This is a genomic window from Enterobacter cloacae complex sp. P40C2 (genome assembly GCF_014930695.1).
Lineage (GTDB): Bacteria > Pseudomonadota > Gammaproteobacteria > Enterobacterales > Enterobacteriaceae > Enterobacter > Enterobacter pasteurii.
On sequence record NZ_JADBRP010000016.1, the window covers coordinates 70,105 to 91,819 of the forward strand.

Sequence of the window (21,715 nt, forward strand, 5' to 3'; positions counted from 1 at the left end):
ACCCTCTCCCACAGGGAGAGGGAATAAAGAACCTCGGGCCTTACTGACCCTGCGGAATATCGCTCGCGTCCTGGTGCAAATCATCCGCCGCCTGTGCTGGCTGCGGCGCGGTTGCCATAATGGCGCTCCAGGTCGCCTTCAGCTCCTTCATGTCATACTCAGGCTCACCTTTCGGCTGCAGCAGAATCAACGCCATATCCTGCGAGAGCTGCTGACGCAGATCCTGATTCAGCATTTCAACGGTCAGCCCGCTGAGGAAGTCCTGACGCAGCTTCTGATACTGTTCCGGCGCGATGTCCACAACCTGATTCTGCAGGGAACGAATGCGCTGGCTGATTAAGATATCGGTATCGGCGCGGGCATAGGTGGCGAACAGCTTCTGCAATTCGAGGGATTTCTGCGCGACCAGGGCGTTAAACTCCTCTTCAGACAGCCCCTCTTTCCGCACTTTTGCCAGCTCTTTTGCCACCACGGCGAGATTCGCGTTCAGCTTATCGCCCGGCGACTCCACGTTAATGGCGCACTGCGCGCGCTGGAACAGCACGCGGCAGTCAAAGCCGAGGCCAATATCTTTCACGTTGTTCTTGCTGAGCGTCTGCTGAACGTGCCAGAACAGCGCTTCACGCGCCAGGTCCGCGCGCCAGTAACGCAGCAGCGCCGAGGACTCGCGGATTGGCTGCCAGGCGGTATCCCACATCATCGAAAGACGATCCTGACGCACCGTATCGGTCATGATACTGACCGCTTCAGGACGCAGCGGAGAGAGCGTTGGAACAGGAGCCGGGGTTTCACGCTTCCCTTTCAGGTCGCCAAACGCTTTGTTGATTTGCTCGATTACCGCACGGCTGTCCACGTTGCCGACCACAATCAGGGTCATGGCGTCCGGGGTATACCACTGCTGGTAGAACGATTTTACCTGCCCGGCATCAACCGGCTGCTTCAGCGGCTCTGCCGGGTCGTGGCCAAGCAGCGTTGAGCCTTTCAGGCGGTAGCGCCACCAGCCTTCTTTGGTATCCACAGGCCAGGTCGCAACCATGTCGCTGTTGCTCAGCGCATAGTTAACGGTCTCGGGCGTGATTGCCAGTTTGCCGGTTGCATCGGAAAGGTAGGTGAGCGCTTCTTTAAGCAGATCGTTACGGTTGTTAGGCAGGCTCAGGTTAAACATGGTGTAGTCGTAGGAGACAACAGCCGGCGGCAGCGGGCGTTTAGGATCGATGGCCTGTTGCCATAGCGAACGCACCTGAACCGCCTGCAAACTGCCGCTCTGGGTGAGCGCCAGTCGAGGAATAAAATGGCTTAAGCCGGTCTGCTGGGTGCTTTCAGTGAGGGAGCCGGTATTCACAGAAAGACGAATTTCGATGCGATCGCTCGGACGTTGCGGAGTGGCTAATACCTGCCACTGGAACCCGTTCGCCAGTGTTCCCTGTTGCCAGGCCGGGTCTGGCTGGAGCGCATCTGCCTGCACATAACTGGCTGCTGCCATCATCAGCAAACCGCCGGTTAAGAGTCGAATTTTTGTGCCCTGCATGTGAACCCCTGATCAACATTCCTGGTTAAAGAGAGTGTCTCGCGACGTGAGCACTCAAATATGACGATGAAAACATCCGATTAGACAGCGTGTTCGGCTAAACGTCACGGACGGAAGCGAAATATACCCAAAAAAAATCTTGTCGAATTATGACAGGTATGAGCGGTTATTATGCGCAGGTGCCCGCATCCCCACAAGGGAATACGGGCATTTATGAGGGATTAAGAGGATAAACCGGGGGTTTTGTCCTCAGAAGGACGATTATTTAACGTATCGTTGAGCTTCTTGTGATCCAGCTCTTTCACCCATTTCGCTACCACCACCGTCGCCACGCCGTTGCCGATCAGGTTGGTTAACGCGCGGGCTTCAGACATAAAGCGGTCAATACCCAGAATCAGGGCCAGGCCCGCCACCGGCAGATGGCCAACCGCAGAGATGGTCGCCGCCAGCACGATAAATCCGCTTCCCGTAACCCCCGCAGCCCCTTTCGAGGAGAGCAGGAGCACCACCAGCAGCGTAATCTGATGGAAGATGTCCATGTGGCTATTGGTGGCCTGGGCGATAAAGACCGCCGCCATCGTCAGGTATATGGAGGTACCGTCCAGGTTAAACGAGTAGCCCGTAGGAATAACCAGCCCCACCACCGACTTACGGCAGCCCAGCTTTTCCATTTTATCGAGCATGCGCGGCAGCGCGGACTCAGAGGAAGACGTGCCGAGAACAATCAGCAGCTCCTCGCGAATGTAGCGGATAAATTTGAAGATGCTGAAGCCGGTCGCGCGGGCGATGGAGCCGAGAACCACGACCACAAACAGAATACAGGTGATGTAGAAGCAGATAATCAGCTGGCCCAGCTGTACCAGCGTGCCGACGCCGTATTTACCGATGGTGAAGGCCATTGCGCCGAATGCGCCAATCGGGGCCAGACGCATGATCATATTGATGATGCCGAAGATAACCTGCGAGAAGCTTTCAATGACGTTAAAAATCAGCTGGCCTTTGCTGCCCAGGCGATGCAGGGCAAAGCCAAACAGCACGGCAAACAGCAGCACCTGAAGGATGTTTCCGCTCGCGAACGCGCCGATGACGCTGCTCGGAATAACGTCCAGCAGGAAGGCGACAATCCCCTGATCTTTCGCCTGTTCAGCGTAAACCGCCACCGCCTTCGCATCCAGCGTGGCCGGGTCAACGTTCATGCCCGCGCCAGGCTGCACCACGTTAACGATAATCAGGCCGATAATCAGCGCGATGGTACTGACAATCTCGAAGTACAGCAGGGCGACTGCCCCCGTACGACCGACCGCCTTCATGCTTTCCATGCCGGCGATACCGGTCACCACGGTACAGAAAATTACCGGCGCGATAATCATTTTAATCAGCTTAACGAACGCGTCGCCGAGCGGCTTCATCTGCGCGCCCAGTTCCGGGTAGTAGTGACCGAGCAAAATACCGATTGCGATGGCTGTCAGGACCTGGAAGTAAAGACTTTTAAAGAGTGAGGTTTTCATAGGGTGTCCTTGAAAAGAAAAACCACAGGTTTTGTAAGGTTATGGTTAACCTGCGGCTTTAAAATAACACCCACATAACAGGACAGAAATAAACGAGGTTCAAATTTGAAACACAAATGTTAAGAACTTTGAGCTGGCTCGCACAAGCCAGCAACAAAATTACACTTTTGCTTTATTGCCGGCATCGGCGAGATAGCGTTGTTCGAAAATATCCGACGGCACGGCGCGGGCAAACAGGAAGCCCTGCCCGCTCTTAACGCCCGCCGCAGCCAGCCACTCGCGCTGGGCTTCGGTTTCAATACCTTCGGCAATCACGTGCAGGTTCAGGCTGTGCGCCATCTGGATAATGGCCTGCACCAGGCTGCTGTCTTCCGGTAATCCCTCAACGAAGGTTTTGTCGATTTTCAGAACGTCCACCGGCAGGGCCTTCATGTGCTGAAGCTGGCGCAGGCCTGAATAGCCCATCCCAAAATCATCCAGCGCAATGCGGATCCCGGCATTGCGCAGCGGTTTCAGAATGGCGACGGCGTCGTCAGGATCGTCGATACAACGGCTCTCGGTGACTTCCAGAATCAGCGTGTCTGGCTGAATGCGGTAGCGCTGGATCAGCTCCAGCATCTCCGACACCATGGTCGGATGCATCAGCTGTAGCGCAGAAAGATTCACCGACAGCGGCAGAGTGATGCCCCGCTGCTGCCAGGCCGCGAGCTGGCGGCAGGACTCTTCCAGCACCCAGTACCCCACGGTCACCATCAGGCCGCAGGACTCGATACGCTCGATCATGCCTTCAGGCAGTTCCCACGCGCCATCCGGCTGCTGCATACGCAGCAACGCTTCGGCGCTGGTTACTTCGCCCGTGCTCAAATTCACCTGCGGCTGTAGCCAGAGCGCAAACTGGCTATTGTCCAGCGCCGTCAGAATGTCGCTCTCTTCCGTCAGGCGCTGCTGGGCTTTTTCCATCTGCTCCGGGTCAAAGAACTGGATCTGATTTTTCCCTTTACGGCGCGCGGTAAACGCCGCCGAGAAAGCGCGACGGTACAGCTGCTCGGCGGTCAGGCCACCGTAGTACATCGCAATGCCGATGCTGGCGCTCGGGCGAAGCTGGATGCCCTGCACGGGCAGCCGCTCATTAATGACAGTGAGTACTTGCTGACCTAGCGTGATGGCGTGCCACGGCTCTTTTACACCGTGAGCAATAACCACCAGGTCATAGCCGCTCACCTGGGTGAGCACCATCCGCGGCGACAGCACTGATTTCACCTTTTCCACCAGCGTCAGCAGCAGCATCTCGCGCTGGCTCTCTTTCAGCACGCCTGCCGTGTCCTGCAAGGTTTCGCAGGCTATCACCATCAGCGCGGTGGTCTGCTGGCGGGCCACGATCTGCTCCAGCAAGGCCATCAAAAACGCTTTGTTTGGCAGGTCTGAAACCGGGAAGCGGGTGGCGTTGTTGCTCAGCTCTTCCTGCTGGCGCAGAACGCGCTGCTGGTTGATATTGTAACTCCGGACCAGCATGCCGATTTCATCGTCGTGGTGAAGGCGCGGCAGGGCAAGCTGATGCCCGACGTGCTCCTGCGGGGAGAGATCGTTCAGCTCACGGGCGATGCGGCGCAGGGGATGCACAATCAGCCGGTTGATACACCACGTCAGCGCCACGCTCAGCATTAACGTCAGAAGTAAGTAAGTAGTTACTAACGTAGCAACCCAGCTCATGACGAATTTATACATGCGGTACGAGTCCGCCTGTAACACCAGATACGCCAGCGGCTGCGGGTTGGCAGGCCTTTCCAGTGAATAGAGGGGCAGCGAAATCTGCACCGGCAGCTCAAACATGCGCATCACCATCATCGGGACGGGGCGCTCAGGAATAAAACTCATCCGCAGCGCCTGGAACTGGTTAGGCAGCACGACGTCTGCGCGGCTTACGATACCGGCGGGCTGGATGCGTTTCAGAATAGATTCCGCCTCGGGAATATCCCCTTTCAGGATCGAGGCTGACAGCGGTTCCCGCACCGAGCGGGCGATACTTTCCAGTTGCGAGGCCGTGTTATAGCGATTCTGCTGTACGGAATGAAACAGCAAAATAACGCAGAAGATGAAGACAAACAGCATTGTGACGGCAGACACCATCGCCATCTGTTTGATCGTTAAGGAACGGCTGACACGCAAAATGACTCTCCACAAAACTCGAAGCGCAGGGCGCACCAGGGTGTAAACCTGGTGCGCCCGAGTATACCCGATAGCTGGACTTTTAAGAGAGACTTACAATTAGATTAAGAGAAAATCCGATTACCAGTCTGCATAAGGCACCAGCGGTTCCGGCGGTAAGTCCATATCACCCTGCCAGCCCGCGGCAGAATAGCGCACATAGAGCAGCGCGTGGCTCGGGGTATAATCTTTCGCTTCCTGAATATCGACGCCCAGACCGACAAACCAGTTGGACGTCACGCGGCGCTCAACAATCGCCCTCGCGGTATAACCGGTGCCCGACGAGCTGCTGCCGGTTTCCATCACCCCTTTATCGGTATAACGGCCTGGCTCATTGTCGGGGATCAGCCCCTGCAGCGGATAACGCATCACATCTTTTGTTTTTGAATGGGACCAGGAGACGGAGCCACCCAGCTCCCATGACCAGTTCTCCGTGCGCTTGCGCCAGTTCACCGGTAAGGCGAACGATACATACTCCTGAGGACTGTAGTAGCCGCCCTGACCCAGCGAATAGCCGCTTAAGTCTTTATCATAGTGCCACAGCATGTTCGACACGCCGACCGTCAGGCGCTCATTGTTTTTGTTGATGAGCTTGTAGTAGTAGCCGGTCATCCAGCGGACGCGCCAGTTATCTTCCACATGCTTCCCGGTCAGGCTGTCGGCGCTCAGGCTTGACCAGATACCGTTAGCTTCGCCTTTATCATAGCTCACGCTCACGCCGCCGCCGGTAGCCCGCACGCCGCCCCAGGTGGTATCGGTATTGGGATCTTTTTGCCCGGCAAACGCCAGCACGGAGCTGGAAACCGGACGACGATGGGCGTTCAGGGTGTAGCCAATCGGCCCTACATCGTTGCTGTAGCTCAGGCTACCCACCACGTCCACAACGTTAAAGCCCATCGGCGTGGTACCGATATCCCACGCCCAGGTGTTATTCTGCCAGCCGACGGCCACGCTGGCGCCGTTGGCCGACTGATTCGTGCTGCCGCGACATGGCGTTTCGGCGCAGGTACCCCACGTTGGATCGTAGGTGCCGTTGTCCGTATCAAAGGAGCCGGCGTTCATATTGACCAGATCGCTACGGAAGAACATTCGACCGTCCGACAGCGGCGCGTCAACCTGAAGCATGGTGGTGTGCGCTTTAAGGTCGGAATACCCTCCCGTACCGCTGGATCCCCAGTAATCGTGTTGCAGCGTGACGTTAAGATCCTGCTGACGGTACAGATCGCCCGCATCGCTGCGCACGCCGCGCTTCAGCCAGTCATCTTTTTCATCGTTACGCGTCAGGCGCGTAAAGCTGTCGTTATCGGACGGGCGGGCCGTGGTAATGCCCGAGGAGACCATCGCGTCTTTATATGTATCCAGCGCCTGCTGAGGCCGACCGCTTTGTGCCTGGAAACGGGCGGCATCACGCACCACCAGCGCGCTCTCCATAGAAGGCGGCTGCGACTTTGCCTGAGGAAGAATGGCGTTGAAGGTCTTTTCTGCTGCGGCCGAATCGCCCAGGCCTGCCTGCGCCATGGCAAGCCGGCGCTGCATATTGATGGAGAGCGGTTCGCCGTTTTGCTCCGCCGGCAGCGTCGCCAGCGTCGCGCGCGCCGCGTCCTTGTTGCCCTGCGCAATATACACTTCGGTCAGGCCGAGAATAGCGTCTTCGTTCTGCGGTTCGCGTTGCAGGACGGTGCTGTAGGCGTTTTTCGCGGCGTCGCGGTCGCCACGCTGTTCCGCCCAGTCCGCCAGCGTCAGATCGATACGGGTGGACGCAGGCTGCTGGCGAAGCAGCGCTTCCGCCTCCTGCTCTTTACCGCTGTCGCGCAGGCGGTTAGCGGTTTCCAGCACCTGATTGCTTTGCAGACGTTCCGCCAGCTCCTGGATATTACCGTTCCACCTGTCGCGCGGCAGCGTATTCAGATGTGCCAGCGCGGCACGATCCCGATCGTTACCGGACAGGTAAAGCCCGCTGGCGTACACCTGCTCCGGATCGCCCGGCTTCTGGCTTGCCAGCTGGCGCATAAGGTTATCCGCCTCGCTGCGCTGGCCCGCGCTGTACAGATCGCGCGACAGACGGTAGGTGATCCACACGTCGCCCGGCGAAAGCGCAAGGCGGCGGCGCTGAATTTCTGCGGCCTGGGCATATTTCCCCTGGCTTTCCAGCCGTTCAGCCTGGGCCGAGAGCTGCTCGTTCGTCAGGCTGCGTTCAATATCATCAATGCTGCGGCGCTGGCTGGCAGAGAGAGACTGAATAAACTGTGTCGCTTTCTCCGGGGACTGCGCGCGATAAATATTGGCAAGGCCGCGCACCGCGTTGCTGTTGCCGCTGTCCATGCGCAACGCCTGGCGGTAATAGCGTTCGGCCGCGTCGTTATCTTTACGCGCCGCCGCCGCGTCACCCAGCCCCAGCACCGCGTAGCTGTCCGCGTTATCGACGCTGCGCGCCTGCTGGTAATAGCGTTCCGCCTGAGCCGGGTTGTTGGCCTTCAGGGCGTTATCACCCTGCTGGATCAGCAGCCAGTACCGGTTGACCTTCAGCAGGCTGTCCCATTTCCCGCGATTTTCGCTCTGGGGATCGAGAGCGATCGCCTTTTCAAACTGCGCCACCGCGCGGGCGCGATCGCCTTTTTGTGAATAGGCCTGCCCCAGCGCGCCGACGGCTTCACTGTCGGCGTGGTTGGCGCTGACCGCTTTTTGCAGCTCGGCCACCGCTTTGCTGCCCTGCCCGGCATCCACCGCGGCTAACCCTTCGGCTTTCGCGCGGAACGCCGGATCGGCGAGCTGTTTTTGCTGCGCTTCAAGCTGGGCGCGCGCTGCCGTCACGTTTTCGCCATCGCTGAACACGCTCAGGTATTTTTGCAGTGCAGTCACGCTGGCGCTGCTGGCCGGCAGATCCTTGATCTGCTGGTACCACATATCCGACGCCTGGCTGCGGCCATTGTTTGATTTAGCCATCTGCTGCAACACCGCAAACCCTTCATCGCGGCGTCCGTCCTCGAACAGAAGCTGCGCCAGCGAAGCCTGTAGCTGGGCGTTGCCCGGGCTGCTGGCGTTAATGTTTTTAAGCTGGCCTATGGCCGAATTACGGCGGGCAGGCTCTTTCGCCACTACGTTCCAGTACTCTGTCGCGATCTCGCCGGTAGGCGGATTACCGTCAAACAGTTTGTCGTACGCGGCAATGGCTTCCTGCGTATGGCCGGTAGTGGCAAGCAGGCGGGCCTGCTGTAAGGCCTGACGCCCCTCCGGCGTGGAGAGCAGCATGGTATTACGGGAGGACTGGTACACGCCCGAGTCTGGCGCCATCCCTTTCAGGCGATCCAGCTCTTTTTGCGCGCCCGCCGTATCGCCCTGCCGTAACAGGTAGCGGAAGCGCGCGGCAATAACATCCGGGTTGTTGGGGTCGATAAGCTCGAGGCGATAAAGCGACTGACGCACCAGATCTTCGCGCTGCGTGGATTCGCCCAGACGGACCTGTTCCAGCAGCTGTCTCTGCTGCGGGGAGTTGGCGGCCTGGGCCAGGGGCATCAGCGCCAGGCCAAGCGATAAGGTGAGTAGATTTATTGTGAACGTGCGCATTCCTGACCCCAGTCCGGTATTAATTCACCTTGCGCGGTGAAGCGAAAACGATGCTCATCCCACCCTTGTCCGAACAGGGTCAGAACGTAACTGTAATAGGCATTGTTATCGGGAAAACGATCGGCGACGCGCTGACGCTGCACCGCCTGCGCGTCCCGGTTTTGTAAGAACGGAAGCAGCGAGGCAGAGAACCCTACCGGCCCGTCGCCGGTGCGTTTCCCCGTTGCCACATCCACTTTCTCCGGCGGCAAGCCTTGCCTGATTGTCGTGGTCGCCATGGGCTTGAAACGCGCCAGAAGCCGGGCTTTTTGCGGATCGTTATCGTTCATCATCCCCACCCAGAGATAGACGCGAATCGCATCGTAGCTGCCGATCAGGGTCGGATCCTGCTTCAGCTGCCAGCCGCCCTTTTTCTGGTATTTCACCCAGTTAGGGGAAAACCCTTTCGGCGCGGTCTCCAGCAGCAGGCGCAGGTTGGTTTCCCGTAGCGTCGTCCACGGGGCGCCAAAACGGGTAAAATAGCCCGCAAGCTGCGGCGGCAGGTAGCTGGGGTTGAAGCGCCAGACGTTCTCGTCGGCAAAACCGACCTTACCCGGTAAAAGCATAGAGCCCAGCCCAGGCACCTTCACCACCTCCTCGCGGGCAATGCGCGTTAACAGCGCCTTACCCGTGCGGGTGTAATCGGGATTGTTCCACAGCCGCCCGGCTTCCAGCAGCGACCAGGCAATCCAGATATCCGCATCAGACGCAGAGTTATCGTCGATAACCGCCCAGGTTTCTTCATCCTTTTTCCCCCACAGCCAGGCAGGGAGTTGTTGCGCTAAATCCCCTCCGGCGAGGTTATCGCGCGTCCATGCCAGCAGCAGATCGAACGCGTTGCGGTCGTTTGCGGCAAGGGCAAAGAACAGACCGTAGCTTTGCCCTTCGGAGGTGGTGATTTTGCGCGCGTCGCTGGGGTCGATCACGCGCCCGCTTTCGCTCATGTAATCCTTTTTAAACGTCTCCCATGCAGGCCAGTTACAGGCGGCGTGAAGCGTCGTCGTCGCCAGCATCAATGCTGCCAGTACACATCCGCGAAAGACTTTCATCACAGCTTACTCATGGTCCGGGTTAAGTCGACGGCGGCTGATGATCCGCAGCAGACGCCACAGCACCCAGGCCAGCAGTACCACGCTGAGCGCAGCCAGCACGGCCAGCAGCACCGGATGGTTAGAGAGGGCGTACCACAGACGCTCGAACCACGGCAGATGGCCCACATAGTAAACATCCCCCACGCGCAGGCTGTTGACGCCCGACTCACGAATAACCGAGACGGAACCGAACATTGCCGCTCGTTTACCGCTGTCGTTCATGGCCTCGTTGAGCAGTTCATACCCGCGCGGGCTGTCCGCCAGCAGGGCGATAACGCTGCGCTGGTCGTTGTACGGGGACTGGAAGCCAACAATCGCGGCCATCGGGCCCGTTGAGCTTACGGTCGTCTTGATATTGGCCTGACGATCGCCGCTGTCCGGCATGATGCTCGGGAACTCGGTCTGGCGCAGCGGGGTGTTGACCCAGGACCGGGCCGCCTGCACCAGCAGATCGACGCGCTTCTCGTCTTTCAGCTTGTCCGGGATGTTGCCGATGACCATGATATCGGCGTCTTTATCCTGGATCTGACTACCGTCATCCGTCACCGTCACGTTAATGGCCGGCAGGCCGGTTTGCGCCCCGACGGTGCCCATGGTGTCGAGCAGGGTGGCAACCTGACCTTCGTTGGCCGCTTTTGGCATTACAACAATCGATTCAGAGAGATCCGCCATGCGGCTGAACGGGAAGCTGGCGTTAGCAAACGCACGCAGATCCGGCATCGCAATAAAGTGGTAGTACTTCGAGAAGTCGATGGTGGAATCATCGCCAATCACCACGTGATTTTGCACCGGCTGGAAGGTAATACAGTTTTCCACCGAACCGCCCGGCATCGGGTTCATATACTGGAAGTTAAACCGCAGCTGGTTTATCGCCCCCAGCTTCAGCGCCGGGATAGAGACATCGGTTTTACCGTCCAGCAGCCCCTGCAGAACCGGCAGACGCAGCATCAACCGGTTTGTCTCCTGGTTACTGGCCAGGCTGAACGATTGCAGGAACTGGTTGTTAAGGCTGATATCCATGCGCGAGCTGTCTTTGGTTGGCGGCGCGGTGTATCGGTAGTTCAGGTTGATATCGATACCGTTGGTGCGCAGCAGATACAGATCCGGCGGCAGGTTCAGGGACAGGCTCACCGGAGAAGGTTCCAGCCCGGTTGACTGCAGCTGCTCTTCATAGGTTTTCAGCTCGCCGAAGGTGATCGCGCGGTCGGTGCGCACCCAGTTCGGCGCATCGTAAGGCTTACGCGCCAGCAGCGGTTTCACCTCATCCACCACGACGCTGTTGCCGCGGAACAGGATATTTCCCTGGGCAATGCCCTTCGCGGCCTGCACCAGATCTTTTTCGTCACGCCCGAAGACCACCAGCAGCTTCACGTACGGGTTGTCCGGGTGGCTCATCATCTCGATGGTCGGCGCTTTCACATCCGGATGGTCGCGCAGGAACGCCGGACGCCTGGCGTTGGTTGCAAACACAATGGCGTTTTTGTCGGGCATTTTGTCGTACATCACCGGGAAGCTCTGTCCGCGCCAGCCGGAGCGGGAGCCAAACCACGATGCCACGATGGTCGCCGCCAGCTGTTCGGTTACGTCCGGCGCGCCGGCAAAGACCATCGGCAGATTCAGCGGGCGATTATCGCGCGGGTCGAAGAACGGCACCGGGAAGGCGGAGAGATCGTTTTTCAGCGCCAGCGGCTGATAGGTCATCTGCAACGAGGAGTTACGACCAACGTCCAGCCACAGCGTGCTGCTGGACGGATTTTCGCAGACGTCGCGATAGTGGCCGACAAACTCCAGACGCACGCGGTTAAAGTCGGTGATAAACAGCGGGTTAATCGGAACCTGCGCCAGGGTTTTCTTACCCAGCTGCTCTTTGGTGACCGGCAGAACCTCCATCAGCTCGTCGTTCAGGTAAACCTTAAGCTGGGACTGCACCGGCAGCAGCGACGGTGATGGCGTGTATTCCAGGTTCAGCATTGCTTTCGACACCAGCTCATCGCTGCGCATGCCAAATTCAATGCCGCCGTTCGGGTTAGTACCGCGCAGCACCATGCTGCCGGGCGGCGGCGCAATCTGGGCAAAGGTCAGCTTCACATCACGCGACGGCGTATTTTCCGCCACTACCGGCGCGCTGGCCCCGGGCACGCCGGGCATCACCTGACCGACAACCGGGCTGTCGGCGGGCAGCGTATTCCCCGCTGTCGGCTGATTCGGGGTGACGTTTTCCGTCTGCCCCGGCGCCGCAGTCACAACCGGATCGGTCGCCTGCGCGACGACAGGCACCGTTGGCGCAGGCGTGGTCGCCGCGTTGTCAGGCGCTGCGTTAGCCACTGTTGCAGGGAGCGCACTCATCCCCATTGCCACTGCACATAACCAGGAAAGTTTTGTTTTCATCGCGTTATCATCATTGTTGAGCCATAACCGGGTCCGCCTGCTTCGCTTCATCTCGCTCGGGCCGGCGCGGAATGAACGACACGACCCAGGAAACCAGCGAAGTAAGTGACCGGAAAATTAATTTCACCGACGACGGGGCAAATTCTGCAAGGTGACGATAGCCACGGAACCCCAGCTTAAGAATATCCAGCAGGCTTTCCAGAGGCTTATCCTCAGGGAAGCTGTCCTGCCAGAGAGCCCACGTATCCGCGCGGGCAAACGTACACTGCACAAAATCAATGTGTTGCTTTTTGGTCAACGGCATCAGCTGCAGGCCAACTTCACTGCCCCTCACGCGCACAACCTGCGTCGGGAAGACATACTCCTGCTGGCCGCGCTTGAGCAGCAAGTTGACCTTCTGCCCCTCCAGCACCTTCGCCTGGCCGTTGATCTTGATGCCCAGACCGCCATCAGAGAAGTCGTGTACGGTGCAGGAAAAGAGATGGCCATCCTCGCGGGCAATGGCCGCCGGCATGCTGATTTCGACGCGATGCGCGCGACGAACCTGTTTACTTTCCACCGATACCGCCACCGCGCCACCGAGGATGATCAGGTTATAGAACACCCACGCCATGCTCACAAATACCGTCAGAATTTCGTTTTCCGGGCCGTAGAAGTAGCGCCAGATCCCGGCAATTACCCCCACGATGTTCAGGAGCACCAGGAAGATATACGGCCGGGAGATCACCCAGTCGACGTACTCCTCTTCCACCAGCCCGCCCTTCGCGGTGACGTTGAATTTCCCTTTATGCGGGTTGATTAGCGCCACCATGGTTGGCGGCGCGATGTACCAGGCCAGCACCGTTTCGTAGATTTCGCTCCAGAACGAGTGGCGGTATTTCCCCTGAATCTTCGAGTTCGTCAGGCTGGCGTGAACCATGTGCGGCAGAACGAACAGGGCGATCATCAGCGCGGGAGCGTAGATGATGTAAGCGTGAAGCAGCAGGAACGCCAGCGGCGCGGTGAGGAAGATAAGCCGTGGAATGCCCGACAGGAAGTGGAACATGGCGTTGACGTAGCAGAGGCGCTGCGCCAGCTTCAGCCCTTTGCCCATCAGCGGGTTATCGAGGCGGAAGATCTGTACCATGCCGCGCGCCCAGCGAATACGCTGGCCGATATGAGCGGAAAGCGATTCCGTAGCCAGCCCCGCCGCCTGCGGAATACGCATGTAGGCAGAAGTGTAGCCAAGACGGTGCAGACGCAGGGAGGTGTGAGCATCTTCCGTGACCGTCTCAACGGCGATACCGCCGATTTCATCCAGTGGCTTACGGCGGATAACCGCGCAGGAGCCGCAGAAGAACGTCGCGTCCCACATGTCGTTTCCGTCCTGCACCAGGCCATAGAACAGCGTGCCTTCGTTCGGGGTTTTACGGAAGCGGCCCAGGTTACGTTCAAACGGATCCGGCGAGAAGAAGTGGTGCGGCGTCTGCATCATCGCCAGCTCTTTCTCCTTCAGGAACCAGCCCATGGTCATTTGCAGGAACGAGCGCGTAGGCACATGGTCGCAGTCAAAGATGGAGACGAACTCCCCTTTGGCATATTTGAGCGCGTTGTTGATGTTGCCGGCTTTCGCGTGTTCGTGGGTGGTACGGGCGATGTACTCAACCCCCACTTCGTCTGCGAACTGGCGGAACTCGGCGCGGCCACCGTCGTCCAGGATCCAGATTTTGATTTTATCCTTCGGCCAGTCGATGCCCAGCGCGGCGTAAATGGTGTTTTTCACCACCGACAGATCTTCGTTGTAGGTCGGCACGAAGAGATCGACCGACGGCCACTGGGTGGTATCTTTTGGCAGCGGTACCGGCTGTCGGTTCAGCGGCCAGATAACCTGGAAGTAACCCAGCACCAGCACAATCCACGCGTAGGTCTCCGCAAACAGCAGAACTAACCCACACACCAGGCTGACCGGATCGTCCCAGTTCAGGGTAGAGGTGTATCGCCACCAGATGTAGCGGCAGGAGACGGTCAGCGACAGCACAATCAGCATCAGGGCCGAGAAACGCCCAGGAATGCGCCGTACCAGCAGCGCCACGCCCCACAGCAGGATCAGGAAGGTGAACTGCGCCAGCGGGTTGAACGGCTGGGTAATGCAGACCAGCGCCAGAATGAGCGAGAACGCCACAACCACGCCGAGAATAAAACGGCGCAAGCCCGGGTGGAGGTGCCCGAGCTCTTTATGGTGATCCAGATGACCCGTTCGGTCGCCGACGCGGTCGGGTAGCCGATCCAGCCACTGGTGATAGCGCTCGCGCAAGTGCTGCACGCGATCGAAGCTGCGCCAGCGGGACGTTTTTTTCTCCACGCCCGTTGAGGTCGTCAGTAGCCAGATGGACTGGATAAGGTAGCGCGCCGGATCCAGCGGCCGCGGCCTGTCCGGATTGATATGCGGATAGAGCTCGTCGTGGCGCGCACGAATACGCTGCCAGCGAGGATGTTCGAGGGGAAGAAACATCCACGCCAGAACCATCCAGAAGCAGCCTGACGCAGCGCTCAGCGAGGAGGCGCCGTGATGGCGGTAATGGCGGTAGCGTTCACTTAAGCGCGAACTGACCGGCGGGATGAGCAACCAGTTGGCAACGCGACTCATGCTGTACTCCCGGCAGACTCCGGTCGTTTTGCAAAGTGCAGCAGACACCAGTTTGCCAGCGTCAGGATCTCTTCCGCCGCCAGCGAATCGCTACGGTATTCCCCAAGCGGTTGTTTCGAAGCGAGGCACTCCGCCATCGCTTCGTCACGATGAATAACCATCGGCAACAGGCGGCGCTGGCTCTGAAGCCAAACCTGGTACAGATCGTCCTGGATCTGGCTGCCAATGCGCAGATCGTTAATCAAAATATGGGCATTCGCGGGCATCGCCTGCTGGTGCAGACGGATATGGCAGTTCGCATCCACGTTCGCGATGGAGAGCACATGGTCACACTGCGCCAGGAGCTGGCGGGTCAGCGAGGCCGCGCCGTGCGGCAGGTCCAGCAGGATCCACTGATAGTGCCCCTTCTCTTTCAGGCTCTGCAATGCGGTGGTGAAGCGAGAGAAAAGACGCTGAAACGCGGCTTCATTGCCGCGCTCGGTTTCGGTTAGTTGCCCAAAGGGTAGCAAATCGAGCTGGGAGGTATAGCGTAAACCCGCATCCCGCCAGTCTTTATCGTCCAGAAGCGCGCGCCCCCAGCCGTTTGAATGCGTAAAGTCGACATTGAATGACATGCGCAACAAATTATCGGAACAGGCATCAATGACCAGTACCGATTCACCTAATACCTGCAATGACCACGCCAGCGCCGCGGTAACGGAAGTTGTACCTACCCCACCACGGACGCCTTGTAATCCTAGTACGGCCATCAATGGCTTCCTTATTGTTGTTGGGCAAATTCAGCTAATAACGGCCAGCGTTTAATAGCCGCGGCCAACTGTTCCCGCTGGGAAATATCGGTGTAGTCTATTTCTGGCAAAGAAAAGGCCTGCGTGAGCGCCAGAAAATCGTTTTGGAATGTGTAACCCAGGCTTGAATCGACCGGCGTTGCGGGTTCGTTATTTTGCATTCTTATTTCATCCCTTTGGGTAAAATCATAAGATTCAGATGCAGCGAGGCGTCCTGCCCACGAAATTTCATTTACATGCTAAATCTGATGTTCTTTAATTTCAATGTTAGGTTTATTTCTACGCTTTCGCTAGTAAACTGAGAGGCATAGAAATTCGACGAAAGAGGGACACCGTGGACTCCATATTTTCTATTGGCATCCAGTCATTATGGGACGAATTGCGCCACATGCCAGTCGGAGGAGTCTGGTGGGTTAATACGGATCGTAATGCTGATGCCATCAGTCTGGTAAACCAGACGATAGCGGCGCAGGGTAAGGATTCCCGCGTTGCCGTCATTACGATGGGCGAAGAGCCAAAGACTGTCATCAGGCTCGAAACTGACCGTGGACCCCAGACAGTACGATTATTTTCCATGCCTGAGGATACCAACAGTCTATACTATTTACCCCGCGATATTCAGTGTTCTATTGTTCCCGAACGCTATTTGCTGATTCTGAAATGTTCTAATAATGGCCTGCAAAATATTCAAACTGAAAAACTGCAAAAATGGCTGGGAAGAATCAACCGCTGGGCTAAAAATCAAAACTGCACCGTATTGGTTGTTAACCCAGGCAGTAATAATGACAAGCTTTTTTCACTTTTAATGAGTGAATACCGTTCTCTGTATGGCCTGGCCAGTATCCGCGCTCAGGCAGACAGCTATCTTTACGATATTGCTTTCTGGTGCAATGAAAAAGGGGTGAGTGCCCGACAGCAGCTTACCCTCAACCATGTCGGGGACGAGTGGCATCTCGCACAGCAGGAAGAGACGGTGGTTCAGCCGCGCAGTGATGAAAAACGCATTCTGAGCCATATTGCGGTACTGGAAGGTGCGCCTGCGCTTTCTGAAAACTGGTCACTGTTCGATACCAATGAAGCCTTATTTGAGGAAGCCCGCACAACGCAGGCGGCGACCATTATTTTCTCGCTGATTCAGAATAACCAAATCGAAACGCTGGCGAGGCACATTCACACGCTACGCCGTCAGCGCGGAAGCGCGTTAAAAATCGTAGTGCGTGAAAATACGACCAGCCTGCGTGCCACCGATGAGCGTTTACTGCTGGGCTGCGGCGCCAATATGGTCATCCCCTGGAATGCTCCCCTGTCGCGCTGCCTGACGCTGATCGAAAGCATTCAGGGCCAGCAGTTTAGCCGACATGTTCCGGAAGATATCAGCACCCTGCTCTCAATGACGCAGCCGATGAAACTGCGTGGCTACCAGAAGTGGGACACCTTCTGCGATGCGGTCAGCAATATGATGAGCAATACGCTGCTGCCGGCTGACGGTAAAGGCGTGATGGTTGCCCTGCGTCCCGTGCCGGGGATTCGCGTTGAGCAGGCGCTCACGCTGTGCCGCCCTAACCGCGTCGGGGATATCATGACCATTGGCGATAACCGCCTGGTACTGTTCCTCTCCTTCTGCCGGGTGAACGATCTCGATACTGCGCTGAACCACATCTTCCCGCTGCCTACCGGGGATATTTTCTCCAACCGCATGATCTGGTTCGAAGATAACCTGATCGCTGCTGAAATCGTCCAGATGCGTACTCTGGCACCAGAACAGTGGGCAAAACCTTTGCCTGTAACAAGCGGCGCTACACCGGTGCTCAATGCGAAACATGACGGCCAAATCTGGCGTCGAATTCCCGAGCCGCAGCGCTTATTAGACGAGAACGAGGAGAGCGCCCCATTATGAACATCAGCGATATCATCCAACTGGTCGTTCTGTGTGCGCTGATTTTTTTGCCGCTTGGTTACTATGCGCGCCATTCCCTGCGCCGTATTCGCGATACGGTCAGATTACTGTTTGTTAAACCTCGCTATATCAAACCCGCCGGAACACTGACTCGCGCTCCGAACGTCAAGGCAAACCGAAAACATGACTAACTCTACCTATACCTCGTCGGCGCCGTCGCCACTGTGGCAATACTGGCGCGGCCTGTCCGGCTGGAATTTCTATTTCCTGGTGAAGTTTGGCCTGCTCTGGGCAGGCTACCTGAATTTCCACCCGTTGCTTAACCTGGTGTTTATGGCATTCCTGCTGATGCCCATCCCGAACCTCAGGCTGCACCGTATTCGCCACTGGATCGCCATTCCCATCGGTTTCGGCCTGTTCTGGCATGATACCTGGCTGCCTGGCCCCGAAAGCATCATGAGCCAGGGCTCTCAGGTCGCGGGCTTCAGTTCGGACTATTTGCTCGATCTGGTTGAGCGCTTTATTAACTGGCAAATGATCGGTGCCGTCTTCGTCCTGCTGGTGGCGTGGCTGTTCCTTTCCCAGTGGATCCGCGTGACGGTGTTTGTCGTTGCGATTATGGTCTGGCTTAACGTCTTGACGCTGACGGGCCCGAGCTTCTCTCTGTGGCCAGCCGGTCAGCCGACCTCAACCGTGGCCACCACGGGCGGCTCCGCCGCTGCTACCGTCGCAACAGCAGGGGATACGCCCGTTGTGGGAGATATTCCGGCGCAGACTGCGCCGCCGACGTCCACCAACCTGAACGCGTGGCTGGCCAGTTTTTACGCTGCGGAAGATAAGCGTCAGACGAAATTCCCGGACGCGCTGCCTGCCGATGCTCAGCCGTTTGAGCTGCTGGTCATTAACATCTGCTCTCTGTCCTGGGCTGACGTTGATGCGGCTGGCTTAATGTCGCATCCGCTGTGGTCGCATTTCGATATTCAGTTTAAAGACTTCAATTCCGCCACCTCGTACAGCGGCCCGGCGGCTATCCGCCTGCTGCGCGCGAGCTGCGGTCAGCCTTCACATAAGAACCTCTATCAGCCAGCCGCAAACCAGTGTTACCTGTTTGATAACCTGGCAAAACTGGGCTTTACGCAACACCTGATGATGGGCCATAACGGCCTGTTCGGGAACTTCCTGAAAGAAGTGCGTGAACAAGGTGGAATGCAGGCCCCGCTGATGGATCAGAAAGGGTTGCCGGTAACGCTGCTGGGCTTCGATGGCTCGCCGGTGTATGACGATACCGCCGTGCTTCAGCGCTGGTTAGATACCGTCGGTAAGGAAGAAGGAACACGCAGCGCGACGTTCTATAACACGCTGCCGCTTCACGACGGGAACCATTATCCGGGCGTGAGCAAAACGGCCGATTATAAGGCCCGCGCGCAGAAGTTCTTTGACGAGCTGGATGCGTTCTTTAACGAGCTGGAAAAATCAGGTCGTAAAGTGATGGTGGTGGTGGTACCAGAACACGGAGGAGCGCTGAAGGGCGACAGGATGCAGGTGTCCGGTCTGCGCGATATCCCAAGCCCGTCCATCACTAACGTTCCGGCCGGGATTAAGTTCTTCGGCATGAAAGCGCCGCATCAGGGTGCGCCAGTTGAGATCACTCAGCCAAGCAGCTATCTGGCGATCTCCGAGCTGGTCGCCCGTGCGGTAGACGGTAAGCTGTTCGTGGAAGATAGCGTGAACTGGGATCAGCTCACCAGCGGCTTGCCGCAGACGGCAGAAGTATCGGAAAACGCCAATGCGGTTGTGATCAAGTATCAGAACAAACCTTATGTCCGACTGAATGCCGGGGATTGGGTGCCGTATCCGCAGTGATAGCCTGCTACACCCTCTCCCCTGTGGGGAGAGGATTACTCAGCACTTCGCAACGAAATTTCACCGCCTACCCAGGGCTTAGTCACGCCATCCTGCTCAAGAAGCAACGCCCCCTGCGCATCAATACCTCGTGACGTACCGTAAATCTCTTTATCGCCAATCAGCAGCTTAACCGGTCGGTTAATAAAGTTATCCAGCTTCTCCCAGCGGGACAGGAACGGGGCTAAACCCTCTTGCTCAAAGAGCGTCAGCGAACTTCGCAACTCGTTGATCATGCGAACGGCAAGCGTGTTGCGATCGATGGCGATCCCCGCTTCCTGAAGGTTGGTCCAGGCCTGGTTCACCACGTCGTTTTGCACGTTTCGCATCACCATGTTCAGCCCGGCGCCAATGACGATCTGCGCGGCATCGCCCGTTTTTCCCGTCAGCTCAACCAGGATACCTGCCAGTTTACGATCGTTGAGATAGAGATCGTTCGGCCATTTTACCCGGACTTTATCCGCGCCCAGATCGTGCAGGACCTCAGCCATCACGATACCGATGACCAGGCTCAGCCCGATAGCCGCAGCCGGCCCCTGCTCAAGCCGCCAGTACATGGAGAGGTAAAGGTTGGCACCAAATGGCGAAAACCACTTGCGACCGCGTCGGCCTCGCCCGGCCTGTTGATACTCAGCAACGCAGGCATCGCCGGATGTCAGCTCGCTCAGGCGATCCAGCAGATACTGATTCGTCGAATCAATGACCGGCAATACCGCGACATTACCGTGCCCAATCTGGCTGCGGATAGTCTCTTCATTGAGCAACTGGATCGGTTCCGGCAGGCTGTAGCCTTTTCCTGGTACCGTAAACACATCCACACCCCAGTCGCGGAGCGTCTGAATATGCTTATTGATTGCAGCGCGGCTCATGCCCAGCTGTTCACCCAGCTGCTCGCCAGAGTGGAATTCTCCATCTGCAAGAATGCCGATCAGCGTTAACGGGATTGTATTGTCCTTCACGAAATGGTCTCCACGGCATTCACTTCGCCCGTTCGGCCTATAAAGCGAACTTCAGGCTCCAGCCAGACGTTAAATTTTTCACCCACGCGCTGACGAACAAGGTGCGCCAGGCTGACGACGTCATCGCTTGTTGCGCTGCATTGATTGATCAGTACCAGTGCCTGCTGACGATGAACCGCCGCGCCGCCGACCGTGGTGCCTTTTAATTCACATTGATCGATAAGCCAGCCCGCGGCCAGCTTCACGCTGCCATCCGGCTGGGGATAATGCGGAGCCGTTGGCCAGCCTGCAAGAAGCGCTTTAGCGTTTTCGCTGCTGATAACCGGGTTTTTGAAGAAACTGCCCGCATTTCCGTTCACTTTTGGATCGGGGAGCTTTGTCATTCGCATATGGCAAACGGAATCGAACACGTCCCGAGGCGTGGCGGTCGCCGGATCGAGGCGAGTCAGATCGCCATAGGTCAGAACGGGTTTCCAGTCCTTCGCCAGGCGTAGCCCAACGGCCACAATGACGAAACGATCCTGATAATCGTGCTTAAAAATACTGTCGCGATAGCCAAAGCGGCACTGCTCTGCGGTTAAGCGTTGAGCTTTTCCCGTGGCCAGCTCAATACAGTCGACATATTCACAGACGTGTTTCAGTTCGATGCCGTAGGCGCCGATGTTTTGAATCGGGGACGATCCTGCACAGCCCGGGATAAGGGCCAGGTTTTCCAGTCCGGGCATCCCTTTTTCAAGGGTATATTGCACCAGCTGATGCCAGTTTTCGCCGGCACCTACGTGTAAATGCCAGCTGTCAGCACTCTCTTTACTCTCGATCCCCATGATGCGGTTGACGATTACCGTCCCCGCAAAATCATCAAGAAACAGGACATTACTTCCTTCGCCCAGAATCAGTACGGGTTCACCGTTTTCTGTTGCGCTCTGCCACGCTTTTAGCAGCTGCTGAGCATTATCGGCACGTACAATTTGAGTAGCATTTCGTTGAATACCAAAGGTATTCCAGGGCTTAAGAGAGTGGTTCATAGACGCTATCCTGATGCAAAAACCGGGATAGTTTACCGTATATACGGGGGGATAGGTGATTTGTTTATGGAAACGAGGAAAGTCCCAAAACGCAAAAAGGCCATCCTTCCGGATGGCCTCTTCACTTATTTGATGCCTGGCAGTTCCCTACTCTCACATGGGGAGACCCCACACTACCATCGGCGCTACGGCGTT

At 57.3% G+C, this 21,715-nt stretch carries 14 protein-coding genes; 3 read left to right on the forward strand and 11 right to left on the reverse strand.

Annotation, left to right across the window (positions count from 1 at the left end; translation table 11 throughout):
- Nucleotides 1–40 precede the first annotated feature (40 nt).
- The 9 genes from IM304_RS20840 to bcsR all read right to left on the reverse strand — a co-directional run bounded on the left by IM304_RS20840 (nucleotide 41) and on the right by bcsR (nucleotide 15,898).
- Nucleotides 41–1,528, reverse strand: a complete 1,488-nt coding sequence (locus IM304_RS20840; RefSeq protein WP_148420497.1) for a pitrilysin family protein — start codon at nucleotides 1,526–1,528, stop codon at nucleotides 41–43.
- Nucleotides 1,529–1,749: 221 nt separating this feature from the next.
- Entirely contained in the window at nucleotides 1,750–3,036 is a 1,287-nt protein-coding gene (gene dctA, locus IM304_RS20845) for a C4-dicarboxylate transporter DctC (protein WP_063450025.1), read from the reverse strand.
- A gap of 159 nt (nucleotides 3,037–3,195) precedes the next feature.
- Nucleotides 3,196–5,202: a biofilm formation regulator HmsP gene (gene hmsP, locus IM304_RS20850; protein ID WP_193354558.1), complete on the reverse strand. Its 2,007-nt coding sequence runs from the start codon at nucleotides 5,200–5,202 to the stop codon at nucleotides 3,196–3,198.
- Nucleotides 5,203–5,322: 120 nt separating this feature from the next.
- The gene (gene bcsC, locus IM304_RS20855) at nucleotides 5,323–8,805 is read right to left on the reverse strand and encodes a cellulose synthase complex outer membrane protein BcsC (protein ID WP_193354559.1); all 3,483 of its coding nucleotides are present in this window, start codon (nucleotides 8,803–8,805) and stop codon (nucleotides 5,323–5,325) included.
- Complete coding sequence (bcsZ, locus tag IM304_RS20860; RefSeq protein WP_193354566.1) at nucleotides 8,787–9,893, reverse strand: cellulose synthase complex periplasmic endoglucanase BcsZ; 1,107 nt, start codon at nucleotides 9,891–9,893, stop codon at nucleotides 8,787–8,789. Before bcsZ ends, bcsC begins: the two co-directional genes overlap by 19 nt.
- 6 nt (nucleotides 9,894–9,899) lie before the next feature.
- On the reverse strand, nucleotides 9,900–12,323 hold the full coding sequence (bcsB, locus tag IM304_RS20865) for a cellulose biosynthesis cyclic di-GMP-binding regulatory protein BcsB (protein ID WP_193354560.1): 2,424 nt from the start codon (nucleotides 12,321–12,323) through the stop codon (nucleotides 9,900–9,902).
- A gap of 10 nt (nucleotides 12,324–12,333) precedes the next feature.
- Nucleotides 12,334–14,949 carry a UDP-forming cellulose synthase catalytic subunit gene (gene bcsA, locus IM304_RS20870; protein ID WP_193354561.1) on the reverse strand — a complete coding sequence of 872 codons (2,616 nt, stop codon included), beginning with the start codon at nucleotides 14,947–14,949 and terminating at the stop codon, nucleotides 12,334–12,336.
- Nucleotides 14,946–15,698, reverse strand: a complete 753-nt coding sequence (gene bcsQ / locus IM304_RS20875) for a cellulose biosynthesis protein BcsQ (protein ID WP_148420492.1) — start codon at nucleotides 15,696–15,698, stop codon at nucleotides 14,946–14,948. Before bcsQ ends, bcsA begins: the two co-directional genes overlap by 4 nt.
- Nucleotides 15,699–15,709: 11 nt before the next feature.
- Entirely contained in the window at nucleotides 15,710–15,898 is a 189-nt protein-coding gene (gene bcsR, locus IM304_RS20880; RefSeq protein WP_003861175.1) for a cellulose biosynthesis protein BcsR, read from the reverse strand.
- Nucleotides 15,899–16,071: 173 nt separating this feature from the next.
- Here bcsR and bcsE point away from each other — a divergent pair, with 173 nt between their 5' ends.
- Genes bcsE through bcsG form a run of 3 tightly spaced genes read left to right on the forward strand, consistent with a single transcriptional unit; the run spans nucleotide 16,072 to nucleotide 19,497 of the window.
- Nucleotides 16,072–17,634, forward strand: coding sequence for a cellulose biosynthesis c-di-GMP-binding protein BcsE (bcsE, locus tag IM304_RS20885; protein WP_193354562.1), 1,563 nt, complete (start codon nucleotides 16,072–16,074; stop codon nucleotides 17,632–17,634).
- On the forward strand, nucleotides 17,631–17,825 hold the full coding sequence (gene bcsF, locus IM304_RS20890) for a cellulose biosynthesis protein BcsF (protein ID WP_006808586.1): 195 nt from the start codon (nucleotides 17,631–17,633) through the stop codon (nucleotides 17,823–17,825). Before bcsE ends, bcsF begins: the two co-directional genes overlap by 4 nt.
- Nucleotides 17,818–19,497, forward strand: coding sequence for a cellulose biosynthesis protein BcsG (gene bcsG / locus IM304_RS20895; RefSeq protein ID WP_193354563.1), 1,680 nt, complete (start codon nucleotides 17,818–17,820; stop codon nucleotides 19,495–19,497). Before bcsF ends, bcsG begins: the two co-directional genes overlap by 8 nt.
- A 35-nt stretch (nucleotides 19,498–19,532) precedes the next feature.
- On the opposite strand, the gene birA is transcribed toward bcsG, so the two are convergent.
- The gene (gene birA / locus IM304_RS20900) at nucleotides 19,533–20,495 is read right to left on the reverse strand and encodes a bifunctional biotin--[acetyl-CoA-carboxylase] ligase/biotin operon repressor BirA (protein WP_193354564.1); all 963 of its coding nucleotides are present in this window, start codon (nucleotides 20,493–20,495) and stop codon (nucleotides 19,533–19,535) included.
- Complete coding sequence (murB, locus tag IM304_RS20905; protein ID WP_193354565.1) at nucleotides 20,492–21,520, reverse strand: UDP-N-acetylmuramate dehydrogenase; 1,029 nt, start codon at nucleotides 21,518–21,520, stop codon at nucleotides 20,492–20,494. The genes birA and murB overlap by 4 nt, the downstream gene beginning before the upstream one ends.
- Between the last annotated feature and the right edge of the window lie 195 nt (nucleotides 21,521–21,715).

What these genes read in the sequence shown, in the direction of transcription:
- bcsR (WP_003861175.1), bottom strand. Translation starts at nt 15,898, where the DNA reads ATGCAAAATAACGAACCCGCAACGCCGGTCGATTCAAGCCTGGGTTAC.
- IM304_RS20840 (WP_148420497.1), bottom strand. Translation starts at nt 1,528, where the DNA reads ATGCAGGGCACAAAAATTCGACTCTTAACCGGCGGTTTGCTGATGATG.
- dctA (WP_063450025.1), bottom strand. Translation starts at nt 3,036, where the DNA reads ATGAAAACCTCACTCTTTAAAAGTCTTTACTTCCAGGTCCTGACAGCC.
- bcsB (WP_193354560.1), bottom strand. Translation starts at nt 12,323, where the DNA reads ATGAAAACAAAACTTTCCTGGTTATGTGCAGTGGCAATGGGGATGAGT.
- bcsZ (WP_193354566.1), bottom strand. Translation starts at nt 9,893, where the DNA reads ATGAAAGTCTTTCGCGGATGTGTACTGGCAGCATTGATGCTGGCGACG.
- murB (WP_193354565.1), bottom strand. Translation starts at nt 21,520, where the DNA reads ATGAACCACTCTCTTAAGCCCTGGAATACCTTTGGTATTCAACGAAAT.
- bcsG (WP_193354563.1), top strand. Translation starts at nt 17,818, where the DNA reads ATGACTAACTCTACCTATACCTCGTCGGCGCCGTCGCCACTGTGGCAA.
- bcsF (WP_006808586.1), top strand. Translation starts at nt 17,631, where the DNA reads ATGAACATCAGCGATATCATCCAACTGGTCGTTCTGTGTGCGCTGATT.
- bcsA (WP_193354561.1), bottom strand. Translation starts at nt 14,949, where the DNA reads ATGAGTCGCGTTGCCAACTGGTTGCTCATCCCGCCGGTCAGTTCGCGC.
- bcsQ (WP_148420492.1), bottom strand. Translation starts at nt 15,698, where the DNA reads ATGGCCGTACTAGGATTACAAGGCGTCCGTGGTGGGGTAGGTACAACT.
- bcsC (WP_193354559.1), bottom strand. Translation starts at nt 8,805, where the DNA reads ATGCGCACGTTCACAATAAATCTACTCACCTTATCGCTTGGCCTGGCG.